This is a genomic window from Vreelandella subterranea (assembly GCF_900111305.1).
Lineage (GTDB): Bacteria > Pseudomonadota > Gammaproteobacteria > Pseudomonadales > Halomonadaceae > Vreelandella > Vreelandella subterranea.
The window spans coordinates 370438-388382 of the sequence record NZ_FOGS01000001.1 but is presented as its reverse complement, the minus strand read 5'-3'; the positions used below and the strand labels follow the sequence as shown (position 1 = coordinate 388382).

Below are 17945 nucleotides of genomic sequence, written 5' to 3'. Positions count from 1 at the left end.
AGTCTCTAACGTTGATAAATAAAAAGATTACGGCAGTCGGGCACGAATCGCGCGTTCGATACCGTCGGCATCCAGGCCGCAGTCGCGCAACAGTTCGGCAGGGGTGCCGTGTTCCACAAAGGCGTCCGGCAAACCGAGGTTGAGCACTTCGACTTGAACGCCTTCGGCATGCAGGAGCTCATTGACGGCGCTTCCGGCACCACCGGCGATGACGTTTTCTTCCAGCGTGACCAGCAATTCATGTTCGTCGGCGGCGTGTAGCACGGCATCGCGGTCCAGTGGTTTGATGGAGCGCATATTGATGAGCGTGGCATCGAGTGTTTCAGCCACCTCGGCGGCGGCGCTGTTCACGCTGCCAAAGGCAAGTAACGCAATGCTGGTGCCGTTGCCTGAGGACTTGCGGCGCACCTCGGCACGCCCAATGGGCAGCGCTTCCAGGTGCTCGGGAATCGCCACGCCCGGGCCGGTGCCGCGCGGGTAGCGAACGGCGGCAGGGCCCGGATGATGGTAAGCCGCACTGAGCATGGCGCGACACTCGGCTTCATCCGCGGGCGCCAGAATCACCATGCCGGGCACACAGCGCAGAAAGGACAAGTCCATGCTGCCATGGTGGGTGGGCCCGTCTTCGCCGACCAGGCCTGCGCGGTCGATGGCAAAGGTGACGTCCAGGCTTTGTACCGCCACGTCATGGATCAGCTGGTCGTAGCCGCGCTGCAGAAAGGTAGAGTAAATGGCCACCACAGGCTTCATGCCTTCGCAGGCCATGCCTGCCGCGAGCGTGACGGCGTGTTGTTCGGCAATCGCCACATCAAAGTAGCGCTCGGGGTATTCCTTGGAGAAACGAATCAGGTCCGAGCCTTCGCGCATCGCCGGGGTAATCCCCATCAGGCGCTCATCGGCGGCGGCCATGTCGCACACCCAGTCGCCGAACACGTTGCAGTATTTTTTCTTGGCCACTTTTTTAGCGGCGCTTTTGGGGGCTTCAGGCGGGGCGGTCGGCGTTTGATGAGCGGGCTCGCTGGGCTTTTCCAGCTTGGTAATCGCATGGTAGCCAATCTGGTCGGCTTCGGCAGGTAAAAAGCCTTTGCCCTTGACGGTTTTGATGTGCAAAAACTGCGGGCCGTCGAGGTCGCGCAGGGTTTCCAGCGTCTCGGTGAGTGTCTCTAGGTCATGACCGTCGATGGGGCCGACGTAGTTGAAGCCCATCTCTTCAAACAGCGTGGCGGGGCTGACCATGCCTTTCATGTGCTCTTCAGTGCGCCGGGCAAGCTCCAACGCGCCGGGAAGGTGGGAAAGCACCTTTTTGCCTTCTTCACGCATCTTCAGATAGGGCTTGCTGGAAAGCACGCGGGCCAGGTAAGTCGCCATGCCGCCGACGTTTTCGGAGATCGACATCTCGTTATCATTGAGGATGACCAGCATGTTGGCATCCACGTGCCCCGCATGGGTGAGGGCTTCAAACGCCATGCCTGCACTCAGCGCGCCGTCGCCGATGATCGCGCAGACGCGGCGTGGCTTGTGCTGGGCCTGGGCGGCAAGCGCCATGCCCAGCGCGGCAGAAATCGAGGTGCTGGAATGGCCGACGCCGAAGGTATCGTAATCGGACTCGGTGCGGCGCGGAAACGCCGCGAGACCGCCATGCTGGCGAATGCTGAGCATGGCGTCGCGCCGCCCGGTGAGGATCTTGTGCGGGTAGGCCTGATGACCTACGTCCCATACCAGACGGTCGTCGGGCGTGTCGAACGCATGGTGTAGCGCCACGCTCAGCTCTACCACCCCGAGGCCTGCGCCAAAGTGGCCGCCGGACACACCAACGCTGTAAAGCAGGTAGGCGCGCAGCTCATCTGCCAACTGGGCAAGCTGCTTGGCGTTCATGGCCCGCAGGGCAGCGGGGTGGTCAAAGGAGTCGAGCAGCGGCGTGGCCGGGCGCTCGCGGGGTATTTCGTCGAACAGCTTCATGGGCATGTTTTCATAGACGTGGTGTTGGATAGTGGCATGGACATCGTTTAGTGGTCGCGCTCGATCATGTAGCGGGCGAGATCGGCCAATGGTGCGGCGTGTTCGCCCAGCGGAGCAAGGGCGGCGATGGCCTCGTCAATTAGGGCCTGGGCTTTTTGCTGTGCACCTTCAAGCCCCAGTAAACCGGGGTAAGTCGGCTTGGCGCGGGCAGCATCGGCGCCGGATGTTTTACCCAGCGTGGCGGTGTCACCCGTCACGTCCAGCACATCGTCGTGAATCTGGAAGGCTAGCCCAATGGCGCGCGCGTAGCGAATCAGCGCCTGCAGACGGGGGTCGTGTTCGTCAACGGCGATCAGCCCGCCCAGACGCACCGCGGCGACGATCAATGCGCCGGTCTTGTGGGCGTGCATGTACTCCAGGGCTTCGACATTGGGATGGTTGCCGACGGCGGCGAGATCCAACGCCTGGCCAGCCACCATGCCATCACGGCCAGCGGCGCTGGCAAGGGTGGTCACCAGGCTGCCCAGCCGCGGGTGCCCTGTGCGGGCCAGTACTTCAAACGCCAGTGCCTGAAGAGCATCGCCTGCCAGGATAGCGGTGGCTTCATCGAAGGCCTTGTGGACCGTTGGCTGGCCGCGGCGCAGGTCGTCGTCGTCCATGGCGGGCAGGTCGTCGTGGATCAGCGAATAGGCATGGATCAGCTCGATGGCGGCGGCGGGTGCGTCGAGCGCGTCGTCGCTGGCCCCCAGCGCCCGGCCGGCCAGATACACCAGCAGCGGGCGTAGCCGCTTGCCACCCACCAGCAGGCCATGGCGCATGGCGGCTTCCAGGCGTGGCTCGGTCGCCGGTTGCGCATCGAATAGCGCGGCCAGGGTCGCGTCAACGCGCGTATTGCTTGTGTCACGTAACCTAACCAGCCCAGCGGCGGCGGGCGCTACCATGGCGGCGTCTCCTTGTGGCTGTCATCCGCGTCGTCAGGGGCTTCCGTGGGCGCGTCTGGGCCGTCAAAAGGGGTAACGTTCAGGCGACCATCGTTGTCTTCGCTAAGGGCGCGAACCTTCAACTCGGCGTTATCCAGGCGTTGCTGAGCATCACGGGTAAGGCGAACGCCTCGTTCGAAGGCGGTTAATGCATCCTCCAATGAGAGTTCACCAGATTCGAGTCGTTCCACGATCGTTTCGAGCTGCTCGACCGTGGTGGCAAAGTCTTGTGGGGCTGTGGTGTCGCTCATTGGGCCATGCCTACCGTTTTCCTGACGCCCTGACGTGGGCGCGCGTGTGTCTGCAGAGAATCGGCCAACAGTATACACCGAGGTCAGGGGGTGGCGTCTGCCCTCAAGCCGCTGCCTGAGAGACGACTTGTGCCGCGTTCATCTTGACAGCGCACACTTTTCATCATGCCAGCCCAGCGTGAGCACAGGCGAATATGTTAACATACGGGCCTTCCGTGAACCGTTACACGGCGCACGCCGCCGATCATAGAGGTTGATTCAGCCATGGCCAAAACGTCCCTGGACAAGAGCAAGATAAAGATCCTGCTGCTCGAGGGCGTCCACCAAAGCGCGGTGGACAATTTTCAAAACGCAGGTTATGAAAACATCGAGCATCTGCCCACATCGCTGGATGAAGAGGCGCTGATCGAGAAGATCCGCGACGTTCACTTCATCGGTATTCGTTCTCGTACTCAACTGAACGAGCGCGTGTTCGCAGCGGCAGAAAAGCTGGTGGGCGTTGGCTGTTTCTGCATTGGCACCAATCAGGTCGACCTCGACGCGGCGCTCAAGCGCGGGATCGCGGTATTCAACGCGCCGTATTCCAACACCCGCTCAGTCGCTGAGTTGGTACTCGCCGAAGCCATCATGCTGCTGCGCGGCATTCCGGAGAAAAACGCCCGGGCCCATCAGGGCGGCTGGTTGAAATCGGCGAAAAACTCCCACGAAGCCCGCGGCAAAACGCTGGGCATCGTGGGTTATGGCAGCATTGGCGCGCAGCTGTCCGTGCTGGCCGAGTCGCTGGGCTTCAACGTGATTTATTACGATGTCATCACCAAGCTGGGCATGGGTAACGCCAACCAGGTGGCAAGCCTTGAAGAGTTGTTGGGACGCGCCGATGTGGTCAGCCTGCACGTGCCTGACCTGGCGTCCACCCGTTGGATGGTAGGCGAAAAAGAAATTGCTGCCATGAAACCCGGTGCCATCCTGATCAACGCCTCGCGGGGCAGCGTGGTGGAAATCGAGCCGCTGGCGCAAGCGATCAAGGCAGGCAAGCTGAACGGGGCGGCGATCGATGTGTTCCCCGTCGAGCCGAAGGGCAATGCCGAGGAGTTCGAAAGCCCGCTACGCGGCCTGGAAAACGTCATCCTCACGCCGCATATTGGCGGATCGACCCTGGAAGCCCAGGAAAATATCGGCATCGAGGTGTCGGAAAAACTGATCACCTATTCCGATAACGGCACCACGGTGACCTCGGTCAACTTCCCCGAAGTGGCGCTGCCCGCACACCCGGACAAGCACCGTCTGCTGCACATTCACGACAACGTGCCCGGCGTCCTGTCGCAGATCAACCGCGTATTGTCCGAAAACGGCATCAATATCTCGGGCCAGTACCTGCAAACCAACGACAAGGTTGGCTATGTGGTCATCGACGTGGACAAAGCCTACGGCCCCCAGGCGCTGGAAGCGTTGAAGCAGGTCGACCATACGCTGAAGATTCGCGTGCTTTACTCGGCGCAGAATAGTTAATCGCATCAGCGGTCATTAACACCAAAACGGCCCCATTGGGGCCGTTTTGCATGGTGCTTGGTTCAGTGACTTAGGCCAGATCAAACAGCAGCACTTCCCCCGCCTTCTTGCCGGTCAGCGTGAACGTTTCGTCCGGTTGAAAGGCCGCGGCATCGCCCGCGCTCAGCGTCTCGCCGTTGATCTCCATTTCCCCGTTTATTACATGCAGCCAGGCATAACGGGTACTCGGTGTATCTGCCTGTTCGCCTTCATTAAACAAGGCGCTATACAGGTTAACGTCCTGATTCACGCTCACCGAGCCATCCTGGCCGTCAGGTGATACGACCAGCCGCCACTGGCCCTGCCGCTCAGCGTGCGGAAAGGCTTTCTGTTCGTAGCTGGGCGCAATACCGCGTTTGGCCGTCTCGATCCAAATTTGCAGGAAGTGCAGGCCGTTTTCTTTGGAGTGGTTGAACTCGCTGTGCAGCACGCCGGTGCCTGCTGACATGCGCTGGACGTCCCCCGGGCGCATCACTTCGCCGTTGCCCATGTTGTCCTGGTGGGCCATTTCGCCTTCGAGCACATAGGAGATGATCTCCATATCTCTATGGGGGTGGGCGCCAAAGCCGTGGCCGGGGGATACGCGATCTTCATTGATCACCCGCAGGGCACGAAAGCCCATGTGGTCAGGGTCCATGTAATTGGCAAACGAGAACGTATGGTAGGAACGCAGCCAGCCATGGTCGGCGTAGCCCCGCTCGTTTGAACGACGGATCTTCATCATAAGCTCCAGAGTGTTGGGAGAATGAGGATTAATATACGCCTGCTGGCTGAGGGTGTGGGGTGAAGGTTTCTCAACGATCAGATCGAATAAATCGACGTATCAGAGAGGGCGCCTTGTGCCCGACTTTTTGCTAGAATGCGCCCGTTAATTTACCTGGTCCGCCTTTTACGGGGGCGACTACCTGGAGTTCGTCATGTCATCACCTACGTCATCACCGCGCATTGTGGTCGCGGCGCTGTACAAATTTGTCACCCTGAACGACTTTGAAGCACTGCGGGAACCGCTGCGCCAAACCATGCTGAACAACGGCGTGAAGGGTACGCTGCTGCTTGCCAAAGAAGGCATTAACGGCACGGTGGCGGGCACCCGCGAGGGCATCGATGCGCTGCTCGCCTGGTTGACCGCCGACCCGCGGCTAAGTGATATCGACCATAAAGAGTCGTTTTGCGACGAGCCGCCGTTCTATCGCACCAAGGTGAAACTGAAAAAAGAGATCGTCACCTTGGGCGTTCCGGATGTCGACCCTAACGACACCGTGGGCACTTACGTCGAGCCGGAGCACTGGAACGATATTATTGCTGATCCGGAAGTGCTGGTTATCGATACGCGCAATGACTACGAAGTGGAGATTGGCAGCTTCGAGGGCGCGGTTGACCCCAAAACCACCACCTTCCGTGAATTCCCTGAATACGTGCGCGAGCACTACGACCCGGCGAAGCATAAAAAAGTCGCCATGTTCTGCACCGGCGGTATTCGCTGCGAAAAAGCCTCCAGCTTCATGCTCAAGGAAGGCTTTGACGAGGTCTATCACCTCAAGGGTGGTGTGCTGAACTACCTGGAAAAAGTCCCCGAAGAGCAGTCGCTGTGGCGTGGCGAGTGCTTCGTTTTTGATAACCGGGTGACCGTCCGCCATGACTTGAGCGAAGGCGAGTTTGAACAGTGCCATGCCTGCCGTCGGCCGATCTCCGAAGAAGATATGCAGTCATCCGCTTATGAGCCCGGTATCAGCTGCCCCCACTGCATCGACTCGCTGCCCGAGAAAACCCGCGCGGCGGCACGCGAGCGTCAGCGCCAGATCGACCTCGCCAAAGCCCGTGGCGAACCCCATCCGCTGGGCCGGGATATGCGTAAAGCGTCGTCTATTTAGTTGCTTAGCGGCGAACAGGTGGTGATGGAATTCGTTTCCGTAAGCGCGACAGCGGCCGCACAGGCACGTTATCCTTACGCTCTTTGCGCCTACCTAGAGGTAGAGGTGCCTTCAGGAGAGCTTTTCAGGAGAGAGCCAGGTGAGTGACGTAAAGCGCAGGACCGTTGGCCGCCCGGCCAATTCGGCCAAAGCAGGCGGCGGGCACAGCCAGTCGTTGGTGCGTGGGTTAAATCTGCTGGAGTACCTGGCCAGCAGCCCCGAGGGCTTGGCACTTTCCGCCCTGGCGGAAATGGCCGATCTCGCCCCCTCGACGACCCACCGTTTGCTTCAGGCGCTGCAGAGCCAGGGCTTCGTCACTCAGGAGAATGAACAGGGCCTGTGGCGTATTGATGTCAAAACGTTCCGCATCGGCAACAGCTTTCTCGAAGCGCGGGATGTGGTCGCCACCAGCCGTCCGTTCTTACGTCGCCTGACAGCCGAGACCGGCGAAACCGCCAACCTGGGCATCCGCGATGCTGACACAGCGGTGTTTCTTGCCCAGCACGAGTCGCCGCAGATGATGCGCATGATTACCCGGTTAGGCTCGCGGGCCCCCTTGCACGCCTCCGGTGTCGGCAAGGCCTTGCTGGCCTGGATGCCCGAGGACGAACGCGCCCAACTGCTCGCGAAAGGCGAACTGCCCCGGGTGACCGAAAACACCCTTTACCAGCCCGACACCCTGCTCGACGAGATGCAGCGCATACGTGACCAGGGCTTTGCCTGTGACCGTGAAGAGCATGCGATTGGCCTGCATTGCGTGGCGGCATGCGTCAATGATGAGCACGGCATGCCCCTGGCAGCCATTTCGGTGTCCGGTCCCGTGGCGCGCATCCCTGAGGCCCGGCTGCTGGAACTGGGGGCGCTGGTGCGCCGCGTGGCGGATGAGATTACGCTGCAGTTGGGTGGCCAACTCCCCGCGTCCTGATGCTGAGTCTTTTTTGGGTAGCGCTGCTCAGTGCCACCTTGCTGCCCGGCGGGTCGGAGGTCTGGCTCGCGCGACAATGGTGCCAGGGCCATTCGGTCCTGGCATTATGGTGTGTCGCCACCGCTGGTAATACCTTGGGCAGCCTGGTCAATGTGGCATTGGGCCGATACGCACGGCGCTTTCAGGATCGTCGCTGGTTTCCGGCTTCACCTGCTCAGCTGGCCCGTGCCGAGCGATGGTACCAGCGCGTTGGCGAAGCGAGCCTGTTACTGTCCTGGCTGCCGATCATTGGCGATCCGTTGACCGTCGTGGCCGGCGTATTACGCTTGCCCTGGTGGCGCGCGCTGGCATGGATACTGGTCGCAAAAGGCGCCCGCTATGCGCTGATACTCGGTATGGCTGCGTCCTGGCTCGAGCCTTTATGCAGGTAATCATGTTAGGCTAAATATCCTATACAATGCTTATATGTTGGCTGGCATGTATGATTGGTTTTCAACAGATAGTTCAGCCGTCAGGTTGACACGACGACTCACCATCCAAGGGAGGTTACGGTGTGACGCCACTACGTTTATTACCCTGGCTCAGCGTCTGGCTGCTAGCGCTGATGACGCTGTTTGCTGCGCCTGTGTTTGCGCAAAGCGGTACACCCAGTGAAGGCAGCAGTGACGGGGCAGAGACCTCTGAGCCGCAGACCTATGAATCCCTGGCGAACTTACTCGAAGACGAGCAGGCTCGCCAGGAACTCATCGACTTGCTACGCAACCAGGCGTCGGAAGTAGCCGAATCATCGGAGCTGCCCGGGGGCGCTGCCCAAGGCAGCGATATTGCCCCTGAAGATGTGTCGCTGCCGCGCCAACTGGCTCAATTGACCAGCAACGTTGTCGGCGATGTCGGCGGCCAGCTTGAGCAAATAGTGCTGCTGGTGCGTGACCTCTTTGTCGGAGGGAGCGAGAGCGTCTTCGACATGGCGATTTTCATGTCCGCGGCCATCAACCTGGGCATCGTGATCGCCGCCACTTTCACCATGTTTGTCATTTTCCGCCGTTTCGCCAAACCGCTGTTCACCAAAATCAGTGGTTGGTCACAGCAGGGGGCCGGGTTGACGCCCGTGCTGCGTCTGGTCGTTAGCGTGGCGATTGCCGCCGTGATCGATGTACTGCTGGTGGCACTCGCCTATGTGGGGGGTAACCTTGTCGCCACCTTTGCGGTCGGCGAAGTTGGCGACTTATCCACCCGGGCATCGCTGTTTCTCAACGCCTTTTTGATTATTGAGCTATTGAAAGCCGCGGTGCGGATGCTGTTTTCCTCGCGTTACGAAGGGCTGCGGCTGCTGCCGATTTCAGCGCAGGAAGCCTCCTACTGGAATCGCTGGTTGGCCCGCCTGATTGGCATGGTGGGGTACGGCCTGATGGTCGTGGTACCACTGGTCAACTTCTATGTGTCGGCGGCCATTGGTCAGGCGTTCGGCACTTTGATCATGCTGCTGGCGTTTATCTATGCCGTGGCGGTAGTGCTGAAAAACCGCGTGCGCCTGCGCGACAACCTCAATGCGATGGGAACACGCTCCACCCTGGCGGCCAGCCGTGTATCGCTTCAGCTGTTTGCACGTACCTGGCACTTGTTCGCGCTGCTCTACTTCCTGATGGTGTTTGTGCTGACGCTGGTTCGGCCGGGCGATGCCTTGCCGTTTGTGCTGTTTGCGACGCTGAAAACGCTGGCAGCGGTTGTCGTCGGGCTCTTGGTGTCGTCGTTCCTGACGCAGACCATTGGCCGCCGTATTCAGCTATCGCCTGATATGCGCCGCAAGCTGCCGCTGTTGGAAAAGCGTCTTAATAGCTATGTGCCCAATGCACTGCGTATTCTGCGCACGATCATCGTGGTCGCGGTCATCATGGTTGTGCTGGATGCCTGGGGCGCCTTTGATCTTGCCGCTTGGTACGCTTCTGAAGCGGGGGCTGGCCTGATCAGCAAGACAGTCAGCGTTGCGATTATCTTGATAGTGGCCATCGGCGCCTGGCTGGGGCTTGCCAGTCTGATCGAGCACAAGCTCAATCCGGATACCGGAGTGGGCGAGCCCACCGCACGGGCGAAAACGCTGCTCAGCCTGTTCCGCAACGCATTGGCCATCGCCATGGTGACGATTACCGGCATGATCGTGCTATCGGAAATCGGCATTAACATCGGCCCGCTGATTGCCGGTGCCGGTGTGCTTGGCCTGGCAATCGGTTTTGGCGCGCAAAAACTGGTTCAGGACGTTATTACCGGGGTATTTATTCAAATTGAAAATGCCATGAACACCGGTGATGTGGTCACTGTCGGTGGCGTCACCGGTACGGCAGAAGTGCTGAGCATTCGTTCTGTGGGGATCCGTGACCTTTCGGGCACCTTCCACCTGGTGCCGTTTTCCAGCGTGGATACGGTTTCAAATTACATGCGCGAATACGGCAACCATGTAGGTGAATATGGTATTGCCTATCGGGAAAGCATCGACGACGCAATCGAGCAGCTTAAACTGGCCTTTGAGGACCTCAAGGCGAGCGAAGACCACGGCTACAAGCTGCTTGAGGAGCTTACCGTAGCGGGTGTCACAGCTTTGGCGGATAGCTCCGTTAATATCCGTGTGGTCATCAAGACCACGCCAGGCGATCAATGGAGCGTCGGGCGCGCCTACAACCGTTTGGTCAAGATGCGCTTCGATGAAGCCGGTATCGAGATACCCTTCCCCCATACCACGCTATACTTTGGCGAAAACAAGGACGGCGGTGCACCGCCGGCCAACATTCGGGTTATTGAATCCATCGCTGAAGAAAAGGGCGGCAAGCCGACGTCTCGGCAAGAAGACGCCGGGCAAAAGCAACCGGCATCCCATCAGGATGTACAGCAAACGTCGGACGCGGATCACATCAAGCCTGATCACGACGACGTTGATACGCCTGACGGACGCTAAACGCCGTATCGTAATACGCAAAGGGGCTGCCATCGGGCAGCCCCTTTGCTTTACGGGTATTACCCCAGGTAGTTTTCCGAGTGACGCCCTTCCACATTGATCGACTCGCCGCCGTCGACAAATAGAATCTGCCCGGCGACAAAGTCGTTGTTGAGCAGGTAATGCAACGCCTGCACGAGATGGTCGGGCTCGCCTTGCTGCTTGACGGGAATCCCGTCGATGCGCCAGTCAATGTAGTCACTGGTACGCTGGGACGCAGGCAGCACGACACCCGGCGCGATGCCGTTCACTCGAATGCGCGGGGCAAACTCCAGCGCCGCCATGCGGGTCATCTCCGCCAGGCTCTTTTTGGACAGCAAGTAGGCGGCGTAGGGGTATTGGTGGTAAGCCACCTTGTTGTCGATAATATTGATGACCTGGCCCGTGTCGACCGCGCTGGCAAAGTGCCGGGTTAACAGCAGCGGGGTAAACAAATTCACCCGGAACTGGGTTTCCAGCATTTCCAAATCTGTCTCGGCAAGGGGCGCGGGTGTATAGGCGGAAGCACTATTGAGCAGAACACTTAGCTGAGGGAATCGCTGTGTGACCTGTTCGATCAGTTGGCCCACATCGTCGTGCAAGAAATCACAGCTGAATAGCTCGCAAGCCCGACCTTTTGCGCGGATGCCTTCGGCGACTTCCTCTGCCTCATCCCGGGAGCGGTTAACGTGCAGCGCGATATCATAGCCCGCGGCGGCCAGTGATTCGGCAAAATGACGTCCCAGGCGCGTCGCGCCGCCGGTGACCAATGCGGCCGGTGTACTCATTGAACAATCCTCATCGTGGTAGGGTGCTTAGTCTGTGTAGGATGACACGACTGTCTGCGTGAGGGCAGCGTTTGTCAATAAATTGTACAGTACTTGCACAAACGATGTGGAGCGTTAGGCTAGGAGCCAACGGTGCCCCGATCAAGGATGGATAGCCATGTCTCAGTCACGCTTGTATGCCCACCCCGATACTTCGCTTCATGAATGCGTCATTTCGTTGGGCTCCAATATAGAGCCCGAGCGTCACGCGGCCGAGGCGCTGGCAATACTTGGCCAGGAGTGTGAACTGGTTGCCCGCTCCCGCGAGATCGTTACCACCCCGGTGGGCTACCAAGAGCAGCCCAACTTTCTCAACGCCGCCCTGCTGGTACGCACCCGCCTGTCGATGGATGACTTTCGCGACTACCTGAAAGGTGTGGAAGACCGTCTGGGGCGCGTCCGCGGCCCGATCAAATCGGGGCCGCGGACCATGGACCTGGACATTGTCGCCTGGGATGGCGAGCTGGTGGATGAGGGCTACCTTGACCACGATTACGTGCGGGTACCCGTTGATGAACTGCTGGCGAACAGTGGCCGCACCCCCGTCTCTCAATAGTATTAATGATTTTTGCTTCCAGGCCGATAATCCCCCTGTAGCCGCCAATCAATTGCGCGGGCTAACTTCCCTGGAGGCGTGCATTGCTCAGCCTAAACACCAATGTGATGTCGCTTATTGTGCAGAATAACCTGCGCGGCAGTCAGCAATCCATGCAGACCGCCATGCAGCGCCTCTCTTCCGGGCTGCGCATCAATAGCGCCAAGGATGACCCCGCCGGTCAGGCAATAGCCAACCGCATGACGGCACAAATCAAGGGCATGACCCAGGCGATCCGCAACACCAATGATGGCATCTCCATGGTGCAGACAGCGGAAGGCTCGCTCAATCAGATCAACGACAACCTGCAACGCATCCGTGAGCTGAGCGTTCAGGCCGCCAATGGCACCAATTCCTCTACCGACCTCGCCTCCATCCAACTCGAGATTGATCAGCGCCTTGAAGAAATCGACCGCCTTGCGGGGGAGAGCAATTTCAACGGCATACGGCTGATGGAAGGCGACCAAACGCTTAATATTCAAGTGGGCGCCAATGCGGGAGATACGATTGGCGTGCGATTCAATGCCATGAGCGCGCAGGCACTAAATCTTGATACTTTTAGCGTCTTGGATGATGGCTCCGCCACCCCCAAGCCGATGGATGCTATCGACAAGGCGATCGAGCGTGTGGATCGCCAGCGTAGCTATCTGGGTGCGGTGCAGAATCGCTTTGAAAGCGTGATCGATGGGCTCAATAACAATGTTGTTAATACCTCTGATGCCCGGTCACGCATCCAGGATGCCGATTACGCCAAGGAAGTTTCTAATCTTATTCGCGCCCAGATCCTTCAACAGGTCGGCATCGCCATTCTGGCCCAGGCCAACCAGCAGCCGCAGATGATTCTGCGGCTGCTGGAAGGGTTGTAGCGGTTACTTGACTATCCCCTGCTCCCGCGCCATGGCATAAGCCGCCTTGGGGCCATGCCATAACGTGGGCAGCAGGATCAGCGACACGGGAATGGCGGTGATCACGATAAACTGCTGTAGCGCGCTGATCTGTCCGGCGCCCATGTTCAGCAATATCGCCGCCATCAGAGCCATGGCGATCCCCCAGAAGGCGCGGATGTAAGGGTTGGGGGCATCATGACCGGCGCCCACAACGGCGATGGCGTAGCTCATCGAGTCGCCGGTAGTCGCCACAAAAATGGTCGTTAACAGCAAGATCGCCAGCGCCATCCAGGTGCCGCCGGGGAGCGCTTGCGCGACGGTCAGCGTGGCCACGTCAAACTGGAAGTTGTTCAGCGCTTCGGTTAGTTCGATGGCCCCGGTGAGCTGATAGTAGATGCCCGAGCCGCCCAGCAGGGTAAACCACACGCTGGTGGCAATCGGCGCGATAACGGCGACGGCGACAATCATCTGACGAATGGTGCGACCCCGGGAAATGCGCGCCACGAAAATCGCCATCAGCGGCGCATAGCCGATAAACCAGGCAAAGAAGAACACCGTCCACCACTGCATCCACCAGTCGGGCGCGGTGTCCGCCGTGGTGGTTGCCATGGTGAAGAACTTGCTCACATAGGTGCCCATCCCGGCTACATAGCTGTTGGTCAGGAACAGGGTCGGGCCGAATATAAAGATGACGGCACCAATCGTGAGCGCCAGCAGGACGTTGAACCGGCTGAGTAATTGAATGCCTTTATGGACACCGCTCATCGAGGACAGTACGTAAATGCTGCCCAGCGCCGCAAGAATGATCAGCTGGCCGGTGTAGCCTTCCGGCAGGCCAAATAGTTCATGTAAACCAAAGCTGACCTGGGTCGCCAGGAACCCGATCGGCCCTACGGTGCCTGCCACCAGGGCAATCACGCAGCAGGCGTCGATAATGCCGCCGAGCGGCCCACGTAGCAAGCGCTCGCCAAATACCGGATACAGCAGGGTGCGAGGCTGAAGCGGTTGGCCTTTCACATAGTGGGCATGCGCCAGCACCACCGCCGAAAGTGACCCCAGGACTGCCCACGCCAGGAAGCCCCAGTGGTTGAACGACTGGGCGAGGGCGTTCGCCACGGCTTCTGGTGTGCCCGCCTCGCTGTCAAAGGCGGGAGGAGTGACCACAAAGTGGTAGATCGGCTCGCCTGCCGCGAAAAATACCCCACCCCCGGCCAGCAAGGTGCACAGAATGATCGATAGCCACTTGAAAGTACTCATTTCCGGCGCATCGAGGTTGCCGATTTTGGCGTTGGCGGCGGGGGTAAAGGCCAGGCCAATGGCAATGAAGAAGGTGGCGATCAGCAGCAGTTGAAAGTAGGTGCCAAAGACGCGTGCCGTCCAGGCGAAGCCGGTACTGATGCTATTGGCGACCAGATCGACGTCGTAAAGTGAAAGACCGATAAAAGCCACGATAAAGCCGATGCTGAGCAGCAGCACCAGCGGGTCACCGAGGGCGCGTAGACCACTGGGTGGCACCACGTCTTGAGCTGATTGTGTCGTCATGAGAGTCCGTTGTGGGGTTGGGCAAGATGGTCTGTCAAACTTAACAGCTTGCCGCGTTGAAAAGTGGGCGCAAAAAAAAGCGCCATTCATGGAATGGCGCTAGGACAGGAAACTGTGTGTATTGTAGCGTCTTTATAGACCAACGTCTAACGTCGGTTGCTGCATTTTGGTGCATTACCAGTGAAAAAGCAGCGAGGCGCTGGTGGTGGTGTCGTTGCGTTTGTCGGCATCGTCGGGTGGCTCTGAATTGTGCTTGATCTCGTGGGAGAGGCGTAACGAAAGCTTTGAATTCAGCCGGGCGGTCAGGGCGGTGAGCGATCGGGAGGTGACATTCTGGCGGGTATATTCCACTGATGCTTCCTGACGAATATCGGCGTAGTCGGCAAACTCCCAGCGATAATCGATGGCCGAATAGGCAACGCCCAGGCGTTCATTACCGTGTTCGCGTAGCCGGTCGTGGCGGTAGCCCGGACCGGCTTCCAGCGACAGCGTATGACGGTCGTTGTCGAGGATCTGCCGTCCGTAGCCGCCAATGGCACTTAGCTGCTGGTCGTAACCGGCGAAGCGGTCTTTTTCCCAACGGGCAAAGCCGAACAGGTAATGCGGCCCGCTGAAGTCGTAGCGCTCGCGGGCCGCCAGCAGGTACTGTTCGGCGGCAGTGTCGTCTTCCTTGCTGACGTGGCGCACCTCGCCGCGCAGCGAGTGAGTCAGGTCGCCCGTCAACCATTGCAAGCGGGTCTTACCGATGAGTGTTTCACTGTTGGTATTGCCCGTCAGGCGGTTGTAGCCCAATTCAGAGTCGCCGCTGAAAACGGGGGTATCGTCGGACGGAGGGTCAGGGGCGTAAAAGGGGCTGGCAACGGCTGACGCGCCCCAAAGAACACCCAGCAAAATGACAAACCCATTTGCCCAGTCCTTCGCTAGCATACCGCTCTCCCTGATCTGGCAGTTCAAGGCCTGTTGTCTGTCAGGCCCCAAAGCGGCGAAGTTTAACGCCCTCTGCGTGCGCATGCCATAATGAGGCCGTTACCGCTTGTGAGTGCCGTCATGCCATCCTCCCGCCCGAACAAAACATTAGCTGAGCTGCAGCGCTGGCGTCGAACGCGCTCCAGGCGGCGCTGGTACAAGCGCAGCTTTCGCCTTCAGGTCATGCTGCTTGTCGGCCTGTTGCTGGCGGGCATGCTGTTGGCACAGGGCACCTACCTGAATCACCGTAAAGCCGAGATCATCAGCTCGCAAATGGGAGAGCGGGCCCTGGCGGTGGCCAAAACGGTGGCCTCGATGCCCGAGCTGATCGATGCCTTTGACGCTGACGACCCGGCCAGCGTAATACAACCGCTGGCTGAACGCGTGCGCCGCGAAACCGGTGCGCGGTACGTGGTGGTCGGCAATAACCAGAGCGTGCGCTATTCGCATCCGGTACCCGAGCGTATCGGTCTGACCATGGTGGGTGGCGATAATGCCCGGGCGCTTGAAGGCGGCGAGTCCTATGTGTCGGAAGCGACCGGCACCTTGGGTTCCGCCATGCGCGGTAAAACCCCGGTGCGCGATGAAGCAGGCAATATCATCGGCATCGTCTCGGTTGGTTTCATGCTTGACCGCGTCGCAATGGACATCGCCCGCTATAACAGCCTGGGCTGGACGCTGGTGGCGCTGATGATCGTGCTGGGGTTTGCCGGTGCCTACTGGCTTTCCCAGCACCTGAAACGCGTTATTCTAGGCTTGGAGCCTTACGAAATTGCCCGCCTGGCGATGGAGAAAGAGGCCATTCTGCAATCGATACACGAAGGCATTCTGGCGGTGAACCGCGAAGGCCAGATTACGCTGGTGAACCAGCAGGCTCGGTGGTTCCTGGGGTTGGCCGACGAACATATCCTGCTCGGCCAGCCGATCCGCGAGGTGGTTCCCAACTCGAGGCTCCAGGAAGTGCTCAAGTACGGCCAGCAGGAGTTCGACCAGCAAATGTGGCTGGGCGATCATCCGGTGGTGGTGAACCGCGTGCCGATCATCCACGAGGGCGAGATCGAGGGGGCCGTGGCGACGTTCCGCAGTCGCCGGGAAATTGTCGATCTTTCCCAGGCGCTGACCCAGGCCAGCCGGGATGTCGACATGCTGCGTGCCCAGGCGCACGAGTTTTCCAACAAGCTCTACACCATCTCCGGCTTGCTGCAGCTCGAACGCATTGATGAAGCGTTGACGCTGATCCACCAGGAAACCAAACGCGCTCAGGCGCAGATGAACTTCTTGATGCGTCACGTCGCCGATACCGTTTTGAGCGGTACCCTGATGGGGAAGCTGACCCGGGCCAGGGAGCTCGGCGTTATGCTTGAGATTGACGAACAAAGCTCTCTTGGCTGTCCGTTAACTCCCACCGGGCAGGAAGTGATGATGAGCGTTGTAGGCAACCTGCTGGATAACGCCTGTCATGCGGCCTTGCATGGGCCGAGCGACCCACCGCGGGTGCGCTTGTTTTTCACCGACCTGGGCGAGCAACTGCTGATAGAGGTCGAAGATAATGGTCCGGGTGTTCCGACGGACCATGCCGAGTCGATTTTTAGTGAAGGCTTTTCAACCAAAGCCGGTCAGCATCAAGGGCTAGGTCTTGCGCTAGTGGCACGGCTCTGTCGGCAGCATGGTGGTACGGTGACGCTGGAAGATGGTGAACTGGGAGGAGCCTGCTTTATTGCGGTGCTGAACCGTTCGCTATGTGCCGCCGACACTGGCACGTCATCGTCCGTGTTAAGCTGACCGTGCAGGTTCTCACAACGATAAACAATAGCCCGAAATGCGGTAAGAGGGTGGATTATGACGGCGCATGAGTACGGTATTCTGGTGGTAGAAGATGATTTTCGCATTGCCGATATCCATCGCGCCTTTATTGAGCAGAGTGAGGGGTTTCATGTTGTCGGCATGGCTCGCAACGCCGCTGAAACCAACGCTCTGATGGCCGAGCAAGGCCAGCATGTGCAGTTGGTTTTGCTGGATGCCTATCTGCCCGATGTGGAAGGACTTGAACTGCTTTGGGCGCTGCGTCGCGATTACGTCCAGGTGGATATTGTCATGGTCACCGCTGCCCGTGAGGTAGATACCATCAGCGAGGCGCTGCGCGGCGGCGTTTTTGATTACCTTATCAAACCCATTGAAGCCGGTCGTATGCAGCAGATGCTGGCGCGCTTTCGTCGTGAGCGGGAGGCGCTGGCCTGTCGCAACGAGATGAATCAGGACGAGCTTGACCAGGTACTGTCCCGGACGCAGCCCGCGGACGTTGTGTCGCCCAGCGGAGGCAGCCTGCCGAAAGGCATCGATCCGCTGACGCTGCGACGGGTGGTGGAGGCATTGGGAAGTGCCCAAGATCCGCAAACCGCCATGCAAATAGCGCGCGCCATGGGGGCCAGTCGGTCGACGGCGCGGCGCTATTTAGAGTTTTTGGTCGCCGAGCAAGCGGTCAGTGCGGAACTGGGCTACGGTGATGTAGGCCGCCCTGAGCGCCGCTATCGCCTGTTGAGCGATGCTTGGCGTTGGCAATCGCCGTCGTGAGCAAAATGAACAAAATGCA

At 59.4% G+C, this 17945-nt stretch carries 16 protein-coding genes; 9 read left to right on the top strand and 7 right to left on the bottom strand.

The window, feature by feature from the left end; all coding sequences use genetic code 11:
- Positions 1–27: 27 nt before the first annotated feature.
- The 3 genes from dxs to BMX75_RS01725 are packed head-to-tail and all read right to left on the bottom strand — an operon-like array spanning position 28 to position 3190.
- Complete coding sequence (gene dxs, locus BMX75_RS01735) at positions 28–1965, bottom strand: 1-deoxy-D-xylulose-5-phosphate synthase (protein WP_092824697.1); 1938 nt, start codon at positions 1963–1965, stop codon at positions 28–30.
- A 41-nt stretch (positions 1966–2006) separates the two neighbouring features.
- Positions 2007–2900, bottom strand: coding sequence for a (2E,6E)-farnesyl diphosphate synthase (gene ispA, locus BMX75_RS01730; RefSeq protein ID WP_092824695.1), 894 nt, complete (start codon positions 2898–2900; stop codon positions 2007–2009).
- Positions 2894–3190 carry an exodeoxyribonuclease VII small subunit gene (locus BMX75_RS01725; protein WP_092824693.1) on the bottom strand — a complete coding sequence of 99 codons (297 nt, stop codon included), beginning with the start codon at positions 3188–3190 and terminating at the stop codon, positions 2894–2896. Before BMX75_RS01725 ends, ispA begins: the two co-directional genes overlap by 7 nt.
- Before the next feature lie 264 nt (positions 3191–3454).
- On the opposite strand from BMX75_RS01725, the gene serA reads away from it, so the two are divergent.
- Positions 3455–4699 (top strand): phosphoglycerate dehydrogenase, encoded by a 1245-nt coding sequence (serA, locus tag BMX75_RS01720; protein ID WP_092824691.1) that lies wholly within the window; start codon positions 3455–3457, stop codon positions 4697–4699.
- Between the two features lie 70 nt (positions 4700–4769).
- Here serA and BMX75_RS01715 read toward each other — a convergent pair whose 3' ends face one another.
- The gene (locus BMX75_RS01715) at positions 4770–5459 is read right to left on the bottom strand and encodes a pirin family protein (protein WP_092824689.1); all 690 of its coding nucleotides are present in this window, start codon (positions 5457–5459) and stop codon (positions 4770–4772) included.
- 196 nt (positions 5460–5655) lie between these two features.
- On the opposite strand from BMX75_RS01715, the gene trhO reads away from it, so the two are divergent.
- The 4 genes from trhO (at position 5656) to ybiO (ending at position 10520) form a co-directional block, all read left to right on the top strand.
- Complete coding sequence (gene trhO, locus BMX75_RS01710; RefSeq protein ID WP_092824687.1) at positions 5656–6609, top strand: oxygen-dependent tRNA uridine(34) hydroxylase TrhO; 954 nt, start codon at positions 5656–5658, stop codon at positions 6607–6609.
- A gap of 139 nt (positions 6610–6748) precedes the next feature.
- Positions 6749–7573 carry an IclR family transcriptional regulator gene (locus BMX75_RS01705; RefSeq protein ID WP_092824685.1) on the top strand — a complete coding sequence of 275 codons (825 nt, stop codon included), beginning with the start codon at positions 6749–6751 and terminating at the stop codon, positions 7571–7573.
- Positions 7573–8004 carry a YqaA family protein gene (locus tag BMX75_RS01700; RefSeq protein ID WP_092824683.1) on the top strand — a complete coding sequence of 144 codons (432 nt, stop codon included), beginning with the start codon at positions 7573–7575 and terminating at the stop codon, positions 8002–8004. The genes BMX75_RS01705 and BMX75_RS01700 overlap by 1 nt, the downstream gene beginning before the upstream one ends.
- A gap of 122 nt (positions 8005–8126) precedes the next feature.
- Positions 8127–10520, top strand: coding sequence for a mechanosensitive channel protein (gene ybiO, locus BMX75_RS01695; protein ID WP_092824681.1), 2394 nt, complete (start codon positions 8127–8129; stop codon positions 10518–10520).
- Positions 10521–10579: 59 nt separating this feature from the next.
- On the opposite strand, the gene BMX75_RS01690 is transcribed toward ybiO, so the two are convergent.
- Entirely contained in the window at positions 10580–11326 is a 747-nt protein-coding gene (locus BMX75_RS01690) for an SDR family oxidoreductase (protein ID WP_092824679.1), read from the bottom strand.
- A gap of 157 nt (positions 11327–11483) precedes the next feature.
- Here BMX75_RS01690 and folK point away from each other — a divergent pair, with 157 nt between their 5' ends.
- A complete protein-coding gene (gene folK / locus BMX75_RS01685) occupies positions 11484–11921 on the top strand; it encodes a 2-amino-4-hydroxy-6-hydroxymethyldihydropteridine diphosphokinase (RefSeq protein ID WP_092824677.1) in 438 nt (145 codons plus the stop codon).
- An 83-nt stretch (positions 11922–12004) separates the two neighbouring features.
- Positions 12005–12826, top strand: a complete 822-nt coding sequence (locus BMX75_RS01680; protein ID WP_092824675.1) for a flagellin N-terminal helical domain-containing protein — start codon at positions 12005–12007, stop codon at positions 12824–12826.
- Positions 12827–12829: 3 nt separating this feature from the next.
- Here BMX75_RS01680 and BMX75_RS01675 read toward each other — a convergent pair whose 3' ends face one another.
- The gene (locus BMX75_RS01675) at positions 12830–14389 is read right to left on the bottom strand and encodes a BCCT family transporter (RefSeq protein ID WP_092824673.1); all 1560 of its coding nucleotides are present in this window, start codon (positions 14387–14389) and stop codon (positions 12830–12832) included.
- Between the two features lie 174 nt (positions 14390–14563).
- Positions 14564–15316, bottom strand: coding sequence for a DUF481 domain-containing protein (locus BMX75_RS01670; RefSeq protein ID WP_092824672.1), 753 nt, complete (start codon positions 15314–15316; stop codon positions 14564–14566).
- 120 nt (positions 15317–15436) lie between these two features.
- Between BMX75_RS01670 and BMX75_RS01665 the strand changes: the two genes are divergently transcribed.
- Both BMX75_RS01665 and BMX75_RS01660 read left to right on the top strand, forming a co-directional pair.
- A complete protein-coding gene (locus tag BMX75_RS01665) occupies positions 15437–17137 on the top strand; it encodes an ATP-binding protein (RefSeq protein WP_092824670.1) in 1701 nt (566 codons plus the stop codon).
- Between the two features lie 57 nt (positions 17138–17194).
- Positions 17195–17926 carry a response regulator gene (locus tag BMX75_RS01660; protein ID WP_092824665.1) on the top strand — a complete coding sequence of 244 codons (732 nt, stop codon included), beginning with the start codon at positions 17195–17197 and terminating at the stop codon, positions 17924–17926.
- Positions 17927–17945: the final 19 nt, after the last annotated feature.